Below are 15,913 nucleotides of genomic sequence, written 5' to 3'. Positions count from 1 at the left end.
CGTTTCCGCGGCGTAACGGAGCCCGGCCCCCGGCATCCGCTCAGGCGCGCCGCCGGTAGGCTGGTAGCCGTGGCCTCATCCGAACGCGATGCCCCCTCCCGCCCCGAACAGCCTGTGAATCCCTACCAGGCTGCGGGCGTCGACACCGCCGCCGGCGACCTCGCCGTCGAGCTCATGAAGTCCGCGGTGCGCCGCACGCACGGCCCCGAGGTGCTCGGGGGCGTCGGCGGCTTCGCCGGGCTCTTCGACGCCACGACCTTCAAGGCGTACGACAAGCCGCTGCTGGCCACCAGCACCGACGGCGTCGGCACCAAGGTCGCCATCGCGCAGGCCATCGACAAGCACGACACCATCGGGCAGGACCTCGTCGGCATGGTCGTCGACGACATCGTCGTGGTCGGCGCGAAGCCGCTGTTCATGACCGACTACATCGCGTGCGGCAAGGTCTTCCCCGAGCGCATCGCCGACATCGTCCGCGGCATCGCCGACGGTTGCGCGGCGACCGGCACCGCCCTCGTCGGCGGCGAGACGGCCGAGCACCCGGGGTTGCTGGGCGTCAACGACTACGACGTCGCGGGCGCCGCGACCGGCGTCGTCGAGGCCTCGCGGGTGCTGGGCGCCGAGCGCGTGCGGGAGGGCGACGTCGTCCTGGCGCTCGCGAGCTCGGGACTTCACTCGAACGGCTACTCGTTGGTCCGCCACATCGTCGCGGGCTCGGGCATCCACTACGGCGACAACGCCGCCGACTTCGGCACGACGTGGGGCGAGGCCCTCCTCGAGCCCACGCGCCTCTACACGCTGCCGCTGCTGCGCCTCATCACCGAGACCGGCGACGCGGTGCACTCCCTCAGCCACGTCACGGGCGGCGGCATCGCCGCCAACCTCGCGCGCGTGCTCCCGCAGGGCACGTGGGTCGAGGTCGACCGCTCGACGTGGTCGCCCTCCCCGGTCTTCCGCGTACTCGCCGACCTCGGCGGTCTCGAGCTCGAGGCGACCGAGGGCACCTGGAACCTCGGCGTCGGGTTCCTCGCCGTCGTGTCGCCCGAGAAGGCCGAGGCCGCGGCATCCGCTCTCTCCCGCGAGGGCATCGCCACGTGGCAGGTCGGTGTCGTTCGCGCCGGCGACCGCCCCGACGGCGACCACTGGGAGCAGGGCGCCAAGGGCGTCGACGGGGGCGCGGTGCGCCTCGTCGGGGCATTCGCAGACCACGCGGCTCGCTGAGCCGCAGAACGACCGAGAGAGCTAGCAACACCCATGTGCGGAATCGTCGGGATGGTGGGCCGCGAGTCCGTCAACCAGGAGATCTACGACTCCCTTCTCCTCCTCCAGCATCGGGGTCAGGATTCCACCGGCATCGCCACCGCGGAGCGCAACGGGGTCGTGCACCAGCACAAGACCCGCGGCCAGGTGCGCGAGTCGTTTCGCACCCGCGACATGCGGGCGCTCCTCGGCGAGATCGGGCTCGGCCACGTCCGCTACGCGACCAAGGGCACCGCGTCGAACGAGGAAGAGGCCCAGCCGTTCTACGTGAACGCGCCCTACGGCATCGTTCTCGTGCACAACGGCAACCTCACCAACACGCGCGAGCTCACCGAAGAGCTCTTCCACAAGGACCGCCGCCACCTCAACACCAGCTCCGACACGGAGCTGCTGGTCAACGTGCTCGCCAACGAGCTGCAGTCCTCCATCTCAGGGCTCGAGCTCGACCCCGAGCAGGTGTTCCAGGCGGTCACGCGCGTGCACGAGCGCGTCGAGGGGTCGTACGCCGCGATCGCCCTGATCGCCGGCTACGGTCTGCTGGCGTTCCGCGACCCGTTCGGCATCCGTCCGCTCATCCTCGGCACGCGCAAGCACGAGGACGGCCACTACGAGTGGGTCGTCACGAGCGAGTCCCTCGTGCTCGAGAACGGCGAGTTCGAGGTCGTGCGCGACGTGGAGCCCGGCGAGGCCGTGTTCGTCGACCTCGAGGGCAAGCTGCACACGCGCCAGTGCGCGATCGACCCGCAGCTCGTGCCGTGCTCGTTCGAGTACGTGTACCTCGCGCGTCCCGACTCGGTGATGAACGGCATCTCGGTGTACGAGGCGCGCCTGCGCATGGGCGATCGCCTGGCCGACACCATCGCGAAGTACACGCCGCGCGAGGCCATCGACGTGGTCATGCCGATCCCCGACTCGTCGCGCCCCGCCGCCATGCAGGTGGCGCGCAAGCTGGGCGTGGAGTACCGCGAGGGCTTCTACAAGAACCGCTACGTCGGCCGGACGTTCATCATGCCGGGCCAGGCGGTGCGCAAGAAGAGCGTGCGCCAGAAGCTCAACGCCATGTCGAGCGAGTTCAAGGGCAAGAACGTGCTCCTGATCGACGACTCCATCGTGCGCGGCACGACGTCGAAGGAGATCATCCAGATGGCGAGGGATGCCGGGGCCAGGAGCGTCACGTTCGCCTCGGCCGCGCCGCCCGTGCGCTACCCGCACGTGTACGGCATCAACATGCCCTCGCGGCAGGAGCTCGTCGCGCACGGCCGGACGATCCCGCAGATCGCCGAGGAGCTCGGCGCCGACTTCGTCGTGTATCAGGAGGTCGAAGACCTCAAGGCCGCGATCCTCGAGGGCTCCGACGTCGAGGATCTCGACATGAGCTGCTTCGACGGCCGCTACATCACCGGCACCGTCACCGACGAGTACCTCGCCTGGGTCGAGGGCTCGCAGGAGTCCTGAGCTCCCGCCCGTCGTGCCCACGCTTCGGGCCCGAGTCCCACGCAGTGACATCGCGGGCCGGGGCATCCGCCGGCGCCCGTAGGGTGGATAGGTGAAGTCGTCTCCTGCCCGTCCGCTCTGGCAGGGGAGGACCCTCGCGCTCGTCGGCATCGTGCTGTTCGCGTTCTCGCTGCGCTCGGCCGTGGCCTCGCTGTCGCCGCTGTTCGACCACATCTCCGCGGACTTCGAGCTGCCGGCCGCGGTCATCGGCCTCATCGGCACCGCGCCGCCGGTGTGCTTCGCGGTGTTCGGACTGCTGACCCCCGCGCTCGAGCGCAGGTTCGGCCTCGAGCGTCTGGCCGTGGCGGCGATGGCGGTCGTCGCGGTCGGACTCGTCGCCCGCAGCCTGGCGCCGAACTCCGCGCTGCTGCTGGCCGGCACCGCGCTCGTTTTCGCCGCGGTCGGCACCGGGAACATCCTGCTGCCGCCGCTGGTGAAGCGGTACTTCCCCGACCGCATCGGGCTCATGACGACGGTGTTCTCGACCACGATGGCCGTCTCGACGTTCCTGCCTCCGCTCATCGCCGTGCCGGTGGCGGATGCCGCGGACTGGCACTTCTCGCTGGGGCTGTGGGCCGTCTTCGCCCTGGTGGCGACGATCCCGTGGATCGGGCTGGCGATGCGCCATCGCGCCGCAGAAGCGGCGAAGGAGGACGACGAAGAGTTCGAGGCACCGAGCCCGCGCGCATTCGGCCGCATGTGGCGGATCCCGCTCGCGTGGGCGCTCCTGGTGGCGTTCGCGGTGTCGAGCACGATCGCCTATACGTCGTTCGCGTGGCTGCCCAAGCTCCTCGTCGACATCGCGGGGGTGTCGCCCGCCACAGCCGGCGCCCTGCTCTCGCTCTTCGGCTTCATGGGGTTGCCGGCGTCCCTCGTGGTGCCGCTGCTGGTGACGCGCTGGAACGCCACGCGCCTGCTGTTCGGCGTCGCGGTCGCCTGCGGGTTCGCGGGCATCGCCGGGTTCCTCTTCGTGCCGACCGCCGCTCCGTGGCTGTGGGTCGTGCTGTTGGGGCTCGCGCCGCTGCTCTTCCCGATGATCCTCGTGCTCCTCGGGCTGCGCACGCGCACGCACGAGGGGTCCGTCGCTCTGAGCGGCTTCGCGCAGAGCGGCGGATACGCCATCGCCGCGCTGTTCCCGCTCGGCATCGGCCTGCTGCACGACGCCACCGACTCGTGGACCGGTCCGCTCATCGTGCTCGCGTGCGTCGTCGCGGCAGCGATCCCCGCGGGTGTGGTCGCCGCGCGGCCGCACACCGTCGAGGACGACTGGGAGCGTCGCCACGGCGCGTGGTGAGGCATCCGCTCTTCACAGCCTGTTCGCGATATATCGTGTTAGCGTGCCCGGCATGACGACGCCCGAGACCCTCGAGACCACCGTGCGCGCAGAGATCGCCGAGGCGGAGCGCCCCGATCGCCCGATCCGCCGACTGCTTGGCCGGGCGCGCGCGTGGATCGACGCGCACCCGCGTCTCAACCGCGTCTACCGCGCGTGCGTGGGCACGGTCGGCGGCGTGCTCGCGGTCGGCGGACTGCTGCTCGTGCCGTTGCCCGGACCCGGCTGGCTCGTCGTGTTCCTTGGCCTTGCCGTGCTCGGAACGGAGTTCCGCTGGGCGCGCCGCGTCGCGGACTGGCTCAAGCGCATGCTCGACCGGTTCTGGACCTGGTGGCGGGCACGTCGCGCGGCACGCTCGGCGAACGCCGAACGCGCCTGAGCACGGCCTGCAGCTCAGGCCGTCGACACGACGGCCGGTGCGGGAGTGCTTACGCCTGCGACGCCTGCGACGACGAGAGCGGCGACGTCTCGTCCTCGTCTTCGTCGTTGTACTGGTCGGCCCACTTGTCGACGTACTCGTCTTCACTGTGGTGACCGAGCTCGCGCTCGAGCGCCGAGTAGTTCACGCTGTACGTGTCGTACTTCAGCTCTCGGGCGATCTTGGTGTGCTTCGCCTTCTGACGGCCACGCCCCATGCGAGACCCCCTCATTTAGGATCGCGGGCTTTCTGCGGCTCTCTGGCGCGCAAACCCGGGCATTCACGAATCCGGCTTCGGACCGGTAAGAGTAGCATTCAGGATAACACGGAGCCCTCATAACCCGGCGGTTCCGAGCCCACCGGTGCGGGAGGAGTGCGGACATATGACCGACGAGGCATCCGAGGTGGAAGGCGACGCGACGAGCGACAAGAGCCTTCACGGTGGCGTGATCGTGGGTGTCATCCCCGACCAGTCGCCCCGGGTCCTCAAAGAGGCCGCCCGCTATGCGAAGCTCTTCCAGGCGCCGCTCGTGGTCGTGCATGTCGATGTCACGCGGTTCGTCACGTACGAAGACCCCGACGGCTACGTGCACTCCGCCCCCATCGACCTGAACATCGCGGCGGGCGAGGGCGAGCTGACGAGCGTGCAGGATGCCGCGGCATCCGTCCTCGCCGACTCCGGTGTCGACTGGACCGTGCGCCAGCTCGTGGGTGACCCGGCGATGGCGATCAAGCACTTCGCGGACCAGGTGGACGCGCGCCTGCTGGTCGTCGGCACGCGCAAGCGCGGCTTCGGCGAATCGGTGCGCGAGTTCTTCACCGGCTCGGTCGGCGCCCGCCTGGCCCACCGCCAGCACCGCCCCATCCTGGTGGTGCCGCTCGGCGAGCCCGTGCCCGACGACGAGGAGATCTGGCCGGCCTGATCCGCCGCGCATCGACGCGGGCGCCGGCGCGTGGCTGTCCGGCGATGTCGTGGTGCAGGCCGAGGGTGAGAGACCGGTCGTGCGGGTGGCCGGCGTCGACGGCGGGCCGGTGGCGGTGGCTTTCGCCCGACGCCGACTCGGCTGCTGACTCGGCTGCTGACCCCAGCCGACGACGGGACGGCGCCGGGAACGACGAAAGGGTGGACCCCCGCTTCTGCGGGGATCCACCCTTCGCCTTCCGGGGGATGCGGAGCGGATGCCGCGGCTCAGCCGCGCAGCGCGCGTGTCACGTCGCGGGCGACGCGGTCGAGCTCGGACGCCAGCTGGTCCACGAGCGAGGCGCCGAGGTCGCCGCCGCGCGCGACGTGGGTGCGCAGGTCGGCGCGCACGCGGGCGCGGAACTCGTTGACGGCGGCGTCGGCACGCTGCAGCTGCTCGCGGGCGAGCACTCGTGCGTCGCTCTCGTGCGTGCTCTGGGGCGTGGCCTCGCGCTCTTCGCGGGAGGCGGCCGCGAGGTCGGCGCGCAGGCTCTTCATCGCCTCGCGGACGCTTCCGCGCACCTCGTCGGCGATGAGCCGGACCGAGTCGGCGAGTCCCGCCTCGATGCCCTCGAGCTCGCCGGCGCGGGACTGCACCTCGGCGTGACCGGTCTCGGTGATCGAGTAGACGGTCTTGCGGCCGTCCACGGTCTTGGTCACGAGACCCTCCTCTTCGAGCTTCGCCAGACGCGGATAGATGGTGCCGGCGCTGGGGGTGTAGGTGCCCCCGGTGCGGTCCGACAGGGCCTGCATGATGTCGTAGCCGTGGCGCGGCCCCTCATCGAGCAGGTTCAGCAGATACAGGCGCAGGTCGCCGTGGGAGAAGACCGGGGCCATCATCACAGCTCCCCTCGGTCGAAGCCGGTCGAGGACTCACCGGCAGCGGGCTCGTCGCGGCCGGACCACTCCGCACCGGGCGCCTGGTCGGCGCCGGCCTGGGTGGATGCCGGCTGCTCGGCGGAGGCCTGGGCGGGGGCCGGCTGGTCCACCGCGGCCTGCGCGGGCGCCGGCTGATCCACGGCTGCCGGGTGTGCGGCATCCGTCACCGATCCGGCCGCGCGACGCAGCACCGTGATGTCGCCCGAGACGCTGTGGGCGCGCACGTCGGCGAAGCTGCCGCTGAGCTCGCCGACCGATCCCGAGTAGTTCGTGGTGGGTCCCGTGCCGGTGCCCGAGCGCACGACGCCGTCGATCTGGACGCGGCCGCTGACGCTGCGGATGACGTAGTTGGCCGGGTAGCCCTCGTCGAGGCGGATCGTCGAGTTGCCGCTGACCGTGTTGAGCCCGACCGAGAGGATGTCGCCGGTCGAGTCCACGAGGAGGGCGCCCGACACGGTGTCGATCGTGGCCTTGCGAAGCGAGCCGGTGGCCGCGACGTCGCCCGAGACGCTGTTCGCGTTGAGCCCGCCGACGAGCTCGCGCACCTGCACGTCGCCCGACACCGCGTTGACCGAGAGGTCGCCGGTGATGCCGTCGACGATGATGTCGCCCGACACGGTGTTCAGCGAGGCGTCGCCGCGGAGGCCCGAGACGAGTCCGCTCGCGCTGACCACGCCGAGGGTGAGGGCGATCTCGCGGGGGACCGCGACGCTGATCTCGGCCTTGGGGCCGCCGGCGCCGAAGTTGCGGAACACCTCGAGGAAGTTGTCCCAGCGCAGCTGCGGGTGGTCGATCTCGACGTGGTCGTCGGAGACCTCGATGCGGAGGTCCTTGACGGTGACCTCGTGCACCTCGATGCGGATGCCGGGCTCGTCGTGGGCGATGACGTCGACCTGACCGCCGACCAGGCCGATCTTGAGCGTTCGCACGGTCTCGATGTCGATGACGCGTGTCTCGCCCGGGTGGATGATCCACTTCTCCAGGGTCATGACTGCTTCTCCTGCGGTTCTGTTTACGGGGTGATCCATCTCGCGATATATCGCGTACAGGCAGAGTAACACGATATATCGCGAATGTGTCAATACGAGGTCGGGTTTTCCGGAAGGGACGGATGCCGCGGGCTTGACCTTGACGCAACGTCAACATTTAGCGTGGTCATCGACGACGAACGAGAGAGAGGAGGTCGTCATGGCGACAGATGAGGAGTGGTCGATCCAGCAGATCGCCAAGCTCGCCGGCACCACCAGCCGCACGCTGCGTCACTACGACGACATCGGGCTGCTCGCGCCGTCGAGCGTCGGCCACAACGGCTACCGCTACTACGACCAGGCCGCGCTCGTACGGCTGCAGCGCATCCTGCTGCTGCGCGAGCTCGGCCTCGGCCTGCCGCAGATCGCCGAGGTGATGCAGCGCGAGACGGGCGAGGTGGCCGCCCTCGAGGCGCACCTGTCGTGGCTCCGGCAGGAGCAGGACCGCCTGGCGCGACAGATCGCGTCGGTGGAGACCACCATCAACGCCGTGAGAGGAGGTGAACGACTGATGGCAGAGAACATGTTCGACGGCTTCGACCACACCCAGTACAAGGAGGAGGTCGAGGAGCGCTGGGGCAGGAAGGCCTACGCCGACAGCGACCGCTGGTGGCGCTCGATGAGCGCCGACGAGAAGGCGGCGTGGCAGCAGCGGGTCTCCGACCTCGGTCGCGACTGGATCGCGGCGGCGGAGGCGGGCATCGCCCCCGACAGCGACGAGGCGCAGGCGCTCGCGAAGCGCCACGTGGACTGGCTCACCGGCATCCCCGGGACGCCCGCCGCTTCGGCGGGCGCAGCGAACGGAGGAGGCGACGTCAAGGGCTACGTCCTCGGACTCGGTGAGATGTACGTCGCCGACCCGCGCTTCGGAGCGAACTACGCGACGAGCCAGGGCGGCACGCAGGGCGCCGAGTTCGTGCGCGACGCGCTCCGCGTCTACGCGGAGGCCAACCTGTAGGCGACGCCGACCCCGTGAAGACAGACGGATGCCGCGGCCAGCTCTGGCCGCGGCATCCGCTGTCTTCGATCCGGGGTGGTGCAGGTCAGCGCGTACGGTTCCCGCTGATCACTCGGAACAACCAGACGATCAGCGCGATCACGCCGACGATGATGGCAACCCAAAGGAGCCAGTTCAGCGCCGAGTTGAGGCCGCCGACGATCGCGAGAATGATCGCGACGACGATGATGATGATCAGGGCGAGGTTCATGGGAGGTTCTCCTTCTGCGTCTCTCGGTGCACGGAATGCATCGGATGCCTCGTGGGCACGGTTACACAGTGGCACCAGCGGCGGGCGGTCCGTAGGGGGTTGACGGCGACTCGGCGCCAGTGCTAACCCGTCCACGCGCGGAATACCGCGGAATCCCGCGGAGCGCGGGGCGGCGTACGGGCCCCCGATCTGGAAGTCAAGCCCCCTGAGCGGCGCCCGGCCCACCCGTACCGTCGCGGGTATGAGCACGCCCGCGCACACCGATCCGACGACCGCACACCACGACGACGGCTTTCCCGCGCAGGAGCAGGAGCAGCCGGGGCTGACCGACGAGACGCGTCCCGAGCCGGACCACGGCGAAGAGTCGTATCGCGGCGCGCAGCGCCTGCAGGGCCGACGCGCCCTCATCACCGGAGGCGACTCCGGAATCGGGCGCGCGGTGGCGATCGCCTTCGCACGCGAGGGCGCCGACGTCGCGCTCACCCACATGCCCGAGGAGCAGGAGGATGCCGACGACACCGCGCGGTGGATCACCGAGGCGGGCGCGCGAGCGCTGCCGCTGGTAGGCGACCTGCGCGAGGAGGGCTTCTGCGCCGAGATCGTCGAGCGCGCCGTCGGCGAGTTCGGCGGCCTCGACATCCTGGTGCTCAACGCGGCGTATCAGAAGGACCGCGAGGGGCTCGACAAGCTCGAGACCTCCGAGATGGAGCGCGTGTTCCGCACCAACCTGTTCGCGCAGATCTTCACCGCCCGCGCCGCCATCCCTCACCTGAAGCCGGGCGCCTCGATCATCGTGACGACGTCGATCCAGGCGTTCAACCCGTCGCCGGGGCTCATCGACTACGCGATGACCAAGGCCGCGCAGGTCGTGTTCGTCAAGGCGCTCGCCCAGGAGCTCGGTGAGAAGGGCATCCGCGTGAACGGCGTCGCGCCCGGGCCGATCTGGACACCGCTGATTCCCGCGACCGGCTGGGACGCCGAGCGACTCGAGACCTTCGGACAGGACACGCCGCTCGGGCGAGCGGGGCAGCCGGCCGAGCTCGCCGGCGCGTACGTCTATCTCGCGAGCGGCGAGTCTTCGTACACGTCGGGCGCCATCCTGCCGGTGACCGGAGGCAAGGGCCTGTGACGTCCGCACCCGCTCGAGCGGATGCGGTGAAGGAAGGAGGAAGCCATGCCGAAAGGACGCGGATCGAACCTCAAGGACCGCGACATGTACGAGGAGCTGCGCAAGGACGGCGCCTCGAAGGAGAAGGCCGCGCGCATCTCCAACGCGGCCGCCAACCAGGGCCGCAAGACCATGGGCAAGCGCGGCGGCAACGCGAAGGACTACGACGACCGCACGGTTCCCGAGCTGCGCAAGCGCGCGAAGGAGCTGGGCCTGAAGGGCTACTCGGGCAAGAAGAAGTCCGAGCTCATCTCGATGATCCGCAACCACTGATGCGGACCCCGGTTCCCGGCCGAGAGCCGGTCTCCGGCCGGGAGCCGGGCTCGGGCCGTGAGCCGGGCTCGGTGTCTGTGGGGTGCCGCGTCGCCCGGGTACCGGGCCCGCCGTCCCGGGTAGCGTGAGCTGATGCCGAAGCTCGTCCGCGTGCGGCCCCTCGTCGACCCCGGCTTCCGCCGGGCGCGTGCGGGAACGGGCTTCCGGTATATGGACGCCCGTGGCCGCAAGCCCGGCCCGCGCCACCTCGCCCGCATCCAGGCGCTGGTGATCCCACCCGCCTGGCAGGACGTGTGGATCACCGTGCGCCCGGACGGCCACATCCAGGCGGTCGGCACCGACGACGCCGGCAGGCGGCAGTACATCTACCACCCGGCCTGGACGGCCGGCCGCGACCGCGGCAAGTTCGCCCGCGCGCTCGCGCTGGCCGAGGCGCTGCCGCGTGCCCGAGCCCGCGTGACGACCTCGATCCGGCGCGACGAACTCGACCGCGAGCGGGTGCTGGCGGTCGCGTTCCGTCTGCTCGACAACGCCGCCCCGCGCATCGGCTCCGAGCGCTACCTGGCGGCCAACGGCAGCCGCGGTCTCACGACATTGCACAGACGGGATGCCTCGGTCGAGGCATCCGTCGTCACGCTGACCTTTCCGGGCAAGAGCGGCAAGCAGCAGTTCCTCGAGATCGACGACGAGGAGCTCGCCGCGGCGATCGAGCTGCTCGTGCCGGGGCGGCCGCGCTCGCCGCTGCTGGCGTGGAACCGCGGCGGACGACGCGTGCCGCTCATGCCGGCCGAGGTGAACGCGTACGTGCGCGCGCTCACCGGCGGCCGCTTCACGGCCAAGGACTTCCGGACGCTCCGCGGCACGATCCTCGCCGCCGAGGCCCTCGCCCGCATCGGCACCGTCGACACCAAGACCGACCTCAAGCGCGCCGAGGTGCTCGCCGTGCGCGCGACCGCCGAGGCGCTGGGGAACACGCCGTCGGTCGCTCGCGGCTCGTACATCGACCCGCGGGTGTTCGCGCGCTACCGCGACGGCCACCTCCTCGATCTGTCGAAGACGGGGGAGTCGGCGATCCGCGCGCTGCTGCTGCGCCCCGCGCGGCGCGGGGGCGAGCCCGAGTTTCCGGAGGACGTCGAGCTCGAGGAGTAGCCGCACCCGGTGGTGCGCGGGGTCAGGGCGTTTCGTCTCGCTTCGCTCGCTCAACGTCCGGGGGGCCGGGGGTCGGGGTGCGGTGTGCGCGGGGTCGGGGCGTTTCGTCTCGCTTCGCTCGCTCAACGTCCGGGCGCCGGGGCTCGGGGTAGCTTGATCCCATGGCCCAGCCCGTCGATCCGCGCGTGCTCGGGGTCGTGGTGGCGGGCGGTGCACTCGGCGTTCTGGGGCGCGGCCTCATCAGCGCGCCCGTCACGGATCCCAACGCGGTGCCCTGGGTCACGTTCGGAATCAACGTCGTCGGCTCGCTCCTGCTGGGGGTCGTGGTGGGATGGCTCGACGACCGCCGCCCGCTCCTGCGCGCCTTCCTCGGCACGGGGGTGCTCGGCGGCTTCACGACGTACAGCGCGTTCGCCGTCGCGACGGCCGGGTGGGTCACGACGCCGTGGCTGGCGGCGGGGCTGGCCGCGGCATCCGTCGTCCTCGGTGTGGTGGGGGCGATCGTGGGGCTCTTCGTCGGACGCCGCCTCGCCGACCGGCCCGGCGAGATCGAGCTCCCGGAGGACGCCGAGTGAGCCCGCTGCTGCTGGTCGCCGCGCTCGCGGGAGGGGTCGGTGCGGGGCTCCGGTACGTGCTCGACCGCCTGCTCACCCCCGCGGACGGCGTGCGCTTCCCGCTCGGCATCTTCGTGGTGAACGTCTCGGGGTCGTTCGCGCTCGGGGTGATCACGGGTCTCGGCACCGCCCTCGCCCCGGAGCTGTCGCTCGTGCTGGGACTCGGCCTGCTCGGCGGCTACACGACCTTCAGCACGGTGTCGGTCGAGACGGTGCTGCTGGCACAGCGCGGGCGGTGGCGGGATGCCGCACTCAACCTCTTCGGCACGCTCGTGGTGGCGGCGCTCGCCGCGGGGCTCGGCATCCTTCTCGGTGCATGGATCGCCCGCTGAGCGGAACCCGGTCCCAGGAAACTCATATGAGAACAGCATGAAATACTGAAATCGATACATCTCCGTATCCGGCAGGCCGATCGTCGCCCGCCGGATGCAGTGCGGGGCCGATGACGTCGCCTCGAGTATCGAGATCGCCGCCTGCACCATCCCTCACCAGCGAAGGCCTCCGTGTGTCGAACCTCGCCGTTCTGAGTCTGAAGAACCGCGCGCTCATCGCGCTCATCACGATCGTCGCCGCCATCTTCGGCGGACTCGCGCTGACGAACCTCAAGCAGGAGCTCATCCCGTCGATCGAGTTCCCCGCCCTGATCGTCGTCTCGACCTACCCCGGCGCCTCGCCCGAGGTCGTGAGCAACGACGTCTCGGTGCCGATCGAGACCGCCATCCAGGGCGTTCCCGGGCTGGAGTCGTCGACCGCGACGAGCACCACCAATGCCTCCATCGTGCAGGCGGCCTTCACCTACGGCACCGACCTCGCGACCGCCGAGCAGAAGATGACGCAGGCGATCAACCGCATCAAGGCGCAGCTTCCCGAGGGCGTCGAGCCGAACGTCATCTCGGCCAGCATCGACGACTTCCCCGTCATCCAGCTGGCCGTGACCGGCTACGACGACGAGGCGACGATCCAGTCGCAGCTCGAGGCATCCGTCATCCCCGACCTGGAGGATGTGCCGGGCGTCAACGCGGCCGAGATCGTCGGCGGCGTGGGCCAGCGCGTCACCATCACGCCCGACCAGACCGCGCTGACCGAGGCCGGCTATACGCAGCAGGCGATCCGCGATGCGCTGGAGCAGAACGGCGTGCTGTTCCCCGGCGGCGAGGTCACAGAGGGCGACGAGACGCTCACGGTGCAGACCGGCGCGAAGATCACGTCCGTCGACGAGATCGGGGCGCTGCCGCTGGTGCCCTCGACCGCCGACCAGTTCGTCGCGGGGGCGAAGACGATCGCCGATGTCGCGACCGTCGCCGAGGAGGCCGACCCGGTCACGACCGTGTCGCGCGTGAACGGCGAGCCGGCCCTCACGATCGCCGTCACCAAGCTGCCTGCCGCCAACACCGTCGACGTCTCGCGCGGCGTGCTGGCGATCCTGCCCGACCTCGAGGACTCGCTCGACGGCGCGGAGTTCACGGTCGTCTTCGACCAGGCGCCGTACATCCAGGAGTCGATCGACACCCTCGCGAAGGAGGGCCTGCTCGGCCTCGTCTTCGCGGTGCTGGTGATCTTCGTCTTCCTGCTGTCGGTGCGCTCGACGCTCGTCGCGGCGATCTCGATCCCGACGAGCGTGCTGATCACCTTCATCGGCATCCAGGCGTTCGGGTACTCGCTGAACATCCTGACCCTCGGTGCGCTCACGATCGCGATCGGACGCGTCGTCGACGACTCGATCGTCGTCATCGAGAACATCAAACGGCACTATGTCGGCGACGCCGACAAGAAGGTCGCGATCCTCCGGGGCGTGCGCGAGGTCGCTTCGGCGATCACGGCCTCGACGATCACGACCGTCGCGGTCTTCCTCCCGATCGCCTTCGTGGGCGATGTCACCGGCGAGCTGTTCCGGCCCTTCGCGATGACCGTGACGATCGCGATGACCGCGTCGCTGTTCGTCGCGCTCACGATCGTGCCGGTGCTCGCCTACTGGTTCCTCAAGCCCGGCAAGCCGATCCTGACCGAGGACGGCGTCGCGATCGACCCCGAAGACCCCGCGGCGCCGCCGAGCCGTCTGCAGAAGTCGTACCTGCCGATCCTCCGCTGGACGCTCAAGCACTCGTGGGTGACGCTCGGCCTCGCGGTGCTGGTGCTCGCCGGCACGATCGCCGCGGCGCCGTTCATGAAGACGAACTTCCTCGGCGACTCCGGTCAGAACACCTTCACGATGACGCAGGACATCGGCCCCGCGCCGTCGCTCGAGGCCGAGAGCGCGGCCGCCGAGCAGGTCGAGGCGGTGCTCCTCGACATCGACGGCATCGAGACCGTGCAGGTGTCGATCGGATCGAGCGGCTCCGCCCTGCGCGACGCCTTCTCGGGCGGCGGCAGCGGGATCACCTACTCGATCACGACCGATCCTGGCGCCGACCAGGTTGCCCTCCGGGAAGAGGTGCAGAGCGCGGTCGCCGACCTCGACGACGCCGGCGAGATCACGATCTCCGCCGCGGGCGGCGGCTTCGGCTCCAGCGACATCGAGATCGACGTCACGGCGCCCGATTCCGAGACGCTGCAGACGGCGACGGATGCCGTCATCGCGGCCGTCGAAGACACCGACGGCGTCGGCCAGGTCACGAGCAACCTCTCGGCCTCGCTGCCGTACATCGCCGTGACGGTCGACCGCGACAAGGCGGCGCAGCTCGGCCTCTCGGAGGTCGCCGTCGGCGCGCTGGTGTCGAACACGATGCAGCCGCAGTCGATCGGCTCGGTCGAGATCGACGACACCGCGCTCACGGTGTACCTCGCCGCATCGGAGACTCCGGCCTCGCTCGACGAGCTGCGCCAGCTGCCCGTGCCGAGCGCGACCGGTCCGATCCCGCTGTCGGACGTCGCGACCGTCGAAGAGAGCGAAGGCCCCACCTCGATCACGACGCAGGGCGGTCAGCGCACCTCGACGGTGACGGTGACCCCGTCGACCGACGACCTCGCGACCGCTTCGGCCTCGGTGACCACCGCGCTCGAAGACGCCGACCTGCCGTCGTCGGCCGATGCCTCGCTCGGCGGAGTCGTGACCCAGCAGCAGGACGCGTTCTCACAGCTCGGCCTCGCCCTGCTCGCCGCGATCCTCATCGTCTACATCGTGATGGTGGCGACGTTCAAGTCGCTGCGTCAGCCGCTGCTGCTGCTCATCTCGGTGCCGTTCGCGGCGACCGGCGCGATCCTGCTGCAGATCATCACGGGCGTGCCCCTGGGCGTCGCGTCGCTCATCGGCGTGCTGATGCTCATCGGCATCGTGGTGACGAACGCGATCGTGCTCGTGGACCTCATCAACCAGTACCGCGAGAAGGGTCTCTCGGCGCACGACGCGACGATCGCCGGAGGCTCGCGCCGTCTTCGCCCGATCCTCATGACGGCGCTCGCGACGATCTTCGCCCTCATCCCGATGGGACTCGGCATCACCGGCCAGGGCGGGTTCATCTCGCAGCCCCTCGCGATCGTCGTGATCGGCGGTCTCGTGTCGTCGACCGTGCTGACGCTGCTCGTGCTGCCCACGCTGTACAACCTCGTCGAGGGTGCACGCGAGCGTCGCGTTGCGCGCCGCCGTGGCCTTGACGGCGATGGTGGCGGCGATGGCCCGGCGCCCGTGGGCGAGGGACCTGAAGGCGGGACGGATGCCGCGACAGCGGGCGTGCTCGTGGGCGCCGGGGTCGGCGCTGCCGGTGGTGCTGGTGCTGGTTCTGGTGACGGCTCTGGTTCTGGTTCTGGTTCTGGTGATGGCGCGTCGGGTGGCGTTGGCGGGGACGGGGTCGCCGGCGATGCCGGTGCGTCCGGTGCCGCGGTTGCCGGTGCGACGGGTGCGGCGGGTGCAATGGCGTTCGAGACGCGCCGCCAGCGGCGTCAGCGTGGGGCCGGCGGCGTGGTCGCTGCCGACACCGCCGGCATCGCCGTGCCCGAGATCGAGGAAGGCCCCGACATCGAGGTGTCGGACTCCACGCCGGCGCCGGCCGAGGCTGCTGCTGCGGCGGAGGAGCAGACTGACGAGGTCGTGGGTGGGGCGGAGCCGGTGGCTGACGTCGCTGGTGCGGACGAGGTGGACCCGGAGCGCTCCGCGGAGGCGGCCGAGGCGCCAGCGACGGAGTCGAGTGCGTC

General features: G+C 70.4%; 14 protein-coding genes and 2 pseudogenes. 12 read left to right on the top strand and 4 right to left on the bottom strand.

Annotated features, from left to right (window positions below; all coding sequences use genetic code 11):
* Positions 1 to 69 precede the first annotated feature (69 nt).
* From purM to IM767_RS15905, 4 genes are all read left to right on the top strand, one after another.
* Entirely contained in the window at positions 70 to 1,221 is a 1,152-nt protein-coding gene (gene purM, locus IM767_RS15920; RefSeq protein ID WP_109211920.1) for a phosphoribosylformylglycinamidine cyclo-ligase, read from the top strand.
* Between the two features lie 33 nt (positions 1,222 to 1,254).
* Positions 1,255 to 2,715: an amidophosphoribosyltransferase gene (gene purF / locus IM767_RS15915; protein ID WP_109211921.1), complete on the top strand. Its 1,461-nt coding sequence runs from the start codon at positions 1,255 to 1,257 to the stop codon at positions 2,713 to 2,715.
* A gap of 91 nt (positions 2,716 to 2,806) precedes the next feature.
* Positions 2,807 to 4,048, top strand: coding sequence for a CynX/NimT family MFS transporter (locus tag IM767_RS15910; protein WP_109211922.1), 1,242 nt, complete (start codon positions 2,807 to 2,809; stop codon positions 4,046 to 4,048).
* A 52-nt stretch (positions 4,049 to 4,100) separates the two neighbouring features.
* Positions 4,101 to 4,466, top strand: coding sequence for a TIGR02611 family protein (locus tag IM767_RS15905; protein ID WP_109211923.1), 366 nt, complete (start codon positions 4,101 to 4,103; stop codon positions 4,464 to 4,466).
* 49 nt (positions 4,467 to 4,515) lie between these two features.
* Here IM767_RS15905 and IM767_RS15900 read toward each other — a convergent pair whose 3' ends face one another.
* The gene (locus IM767_RS15900; RefSeq protein WP_109211924.1) at positions 4,516 to 4,722 is read right to left on the bottom strand and encodes a DUF3073 domain-containing protein; all 207 of its coding nucleotides are present in this window, start codon (positions 4,720 to 4,722) and stop codon (positions 4,516 to 4,518) included.
* A gap of 166 nt (positions 4,723 to 4,888) precedes the next feature.
* Here IM767_RS15900 and IM767_RS15895 point away from each other — a divergent pair, with 166 nt between their 5' ends.
* Positions 4,889 to 5,428 (top strand): universal stress protein, encoded by a 540-nt coding sequence (locus tag IM767_RS15895; RefSeq protein ID WP_109211925.1) that lies wholly within the window; start codon positions 4,889 to 4,891, stop codon positions 5,426 to 5,428.
* Between the two features lie 266 nt (positions 5,429 to 5,694).
* Here the strand turns inward: IM767_RS15895 and IM767_RS15890 are convergent, their stop codons facing one another.
* Positions 5,695 to 6,303: a PadR family transcriptional regulator gene (locus IM767_RS15890; RefSeq protein WP_109211947.1), complete on the bottom strand. Its 609-nt coding sequence runs from the start codon at positions 6,301 to 6,303 to the stop codon at positions 5,695 to 5,697.
* Positions 6,304 to 6,497: 194 nt separating this feature from the next.
* A pseudogene (locus tag IM767_RS15885) lies at positions 6,498 to 7,334 on the bottom strand (DUF4097 family beta strand repeat-containing protein); the annotation flags it as partial.
* Between the two features lie 199 nt (positions 7,335 to 7,533).
* On the opposite strand from IM767_RS15885, the gene IM767_RS15880 reads away from it, so the two are divergent.
* Entirely contained in the window at positions 7,534 to 8,331 is a 798-nt protein-coding gene (locus IM767_RS15880; RefSeq protein WP_109211927.1) for a MerR family transcriptional regulator, read from the top strand.
* Positions 8,332 to 8,416: 85 nt separating this feature from the next.
* On the opposite strand, the gene IM767_RS15875 is transcribed toward IM767_RS15880, so the two are convergent.
* Positions 8,417 to 8,581, bottom strand: coding sequence for a hypothetical protein (locus IM767_RS15875; protein WP_194398908.1), 165 nt, complete (start codon positions 8,579 to 8,581; stop codon positions 8,417 to 8,419).
* A 241-nt stretch (positions 8,582 to 8,822) separates the two neighbouring features.
* On the opposite strand from IM767_RS15875, the gene IM767_RS15870 reads away from it, so the two are divergent.
* From IM767_RS15870 to IM767_RS15845, 6 genes and pseudogenes are all read left to right on the top strand, one after another.
* Entirely contained in the window at positions 8,823 to 9,710 is an 888-nt protein-coding gene (locus IM767_RS15870) for an SDR family oxidoreductase (RefSeq protein WP_109211928.1), read from the top strand.
* Between the two features lie 45 nt (positions 9,711 to 9,755).
* Positions 9,756 to 10,022, top strand: a complete 267-nt coding sequence (locus tag IM767_RS15865) for a DUF7218 family protein (RefSeq protein WP_109211929.1) — start codon at positions 9,756 to 9,758, stop codon at positions 10,020 to 10,022.
* A gap of 132 nt (positions 10,023 to 10,154) precedes the next feature.
* The gene (locus IM767_RS15860) at positions 10,155 to 11,171 is read left to right on the top strand and encodes a DNA topoisomerase IB (RefSeq protein ID WP_109211930.1); all 1,017 of its coding nucleotides are present in this window, start codon (positions 10,155 to 10,157) and stop codon (positions 11,169 to 11,171) included.
* A gap of 161 nt (positions 11,172 to 11,332) precedes the next feature.
* The gene (locus IM767_RS15855) at positions 11,333 to 11,746 is read left to right on the top strand and encodes a fluoride efflux transporter FluC (RefSeq protein WP_109211931.1); all 414 of its coding nucleotides are present in this window, start codon (positions 11,333 to 11,335) and stop codon (positions 11,744 to 11,746) included.
* On the top strand, positions 11,743 to 12,117 hold the full coding sequence (gene crcB, locus IM767_RS15850) for a fluoride efflux transporter CrcB (protein ID WP_109211932.1): 375 nt from the start codon (positions 11,743 to 11,745) through the stop codon (positions 12,115 to 12,117). Before IM767_RS15855 ends, crcB begins: the two co-directional genes overlap by 4 nt.
* Positions 12,118 to 12,290: 173 nt before the next feature.
* Positions 12,291 to 15,413 (top strand): annotated as a pseudogene (locus IM767_RS15845) (efflux RND transporter permease subunit); the annotation flags it as partial.
* Between the last annotated feature and the right edge of the window lie 500 nt (positions 15,414 to 15,913).

Source organism: Microbacterium ureisolvens (assembly GCF_015278315.1).
Lineage (GTDB): Bacteria > Actinomycetota > Actinomycetes > Actinomycetales > Microbacteriaceae > Microbacterium > Microbacterium ureisolvens.
Note: the sequence above shows the minus strand (reverse complement) of the source record. Positions and strands in the feature narration are given on the sequence as shown.

What these genes read in the sequence shown, in the direction of transcription:
- purF (WP_109211921.1), top strand. Translation starts at nt 1,255, where the DNA reads ATGTGCGGAATCGTCGGGATGGTGGGCCGCGAGTCCGTCAACCAGGAG.
- IM767_RS15905 (WP_109211923.1), top strand. Translation starts at nt 4,101, where the DNA reads ATGACGACGCCCGAGACCCTCGAGACCACCGTGCGCGCAGAGATCGCC.
- IM767_RS15900 (WP_109211924.1), bottom strand. Translation starts at nt 4,722, where the DNA reads ATGGGGCGTGGCCGTCAGAAGGCGAAGCACACCAAGATCGCCCGAGAG.
- IM767_RS15895 (WP_109211925.1), top strand. Translation starts at nt 4,889, where the DNA reads ATGACCGACGAGGCATCCGAGGTGGAAGGCGACGCGACGAGCGACAAG.
- IM767_RS15890 (WP_109211947.1), bottom strand. Translation starts at nt 6,303, where the DNA reads ATGGCCCCGGTCTTCTCCCACGGCGACCTGCGCCTGTATCTGCTGAAC.
- IM767_RS15880 (WP_109211927.1), top strand. Translation starts at nt 7,534, where the DNA reads ATGGCGACAGATGAGGAGTGGTCGATCCAGCAGATCGCCAAGCTCGCC.
- IM767_RS15875 (WP_194398908.1), bottom strand. Translation starts at nt 8,581, where the DNA reads ATGAACCTCGCCCTGATCATCATCATCGTCGTCGCGATCATTCTCGCG.
- IM767_RS15870 (WP_109211928.1), top strand. Translation starts at nt 8,823, where the DNA reads ATGAGCACGCCCGCGCACACCGATCCGACGACCGCACACCACGACGAC.
- IM767_RS15865 (WP_109211929.1), top strand. Translation starts at nt 9,756, where the DNA reads ATGCCGAAAGGACGCGGATCGAACCTCAAGGACCGCGACATGTACGAG.
- IM767_RS15860 (WP_109211930.1), top strand. Translation starts at nt 10,155, where the DNA reads ATGCCGAAGCTCGTCCGCGTGCGGCCCCTCGTCGACCCCGGCTTCCGC.
- IM767_RS15855 (WP_109211931.1), top strand. Translation starts at nt 11,333, where the DNA reads ATGGCCCAGCCCGTCGATCCGCGCGTGCTCGGGGTCGTGGTGGCGGGC.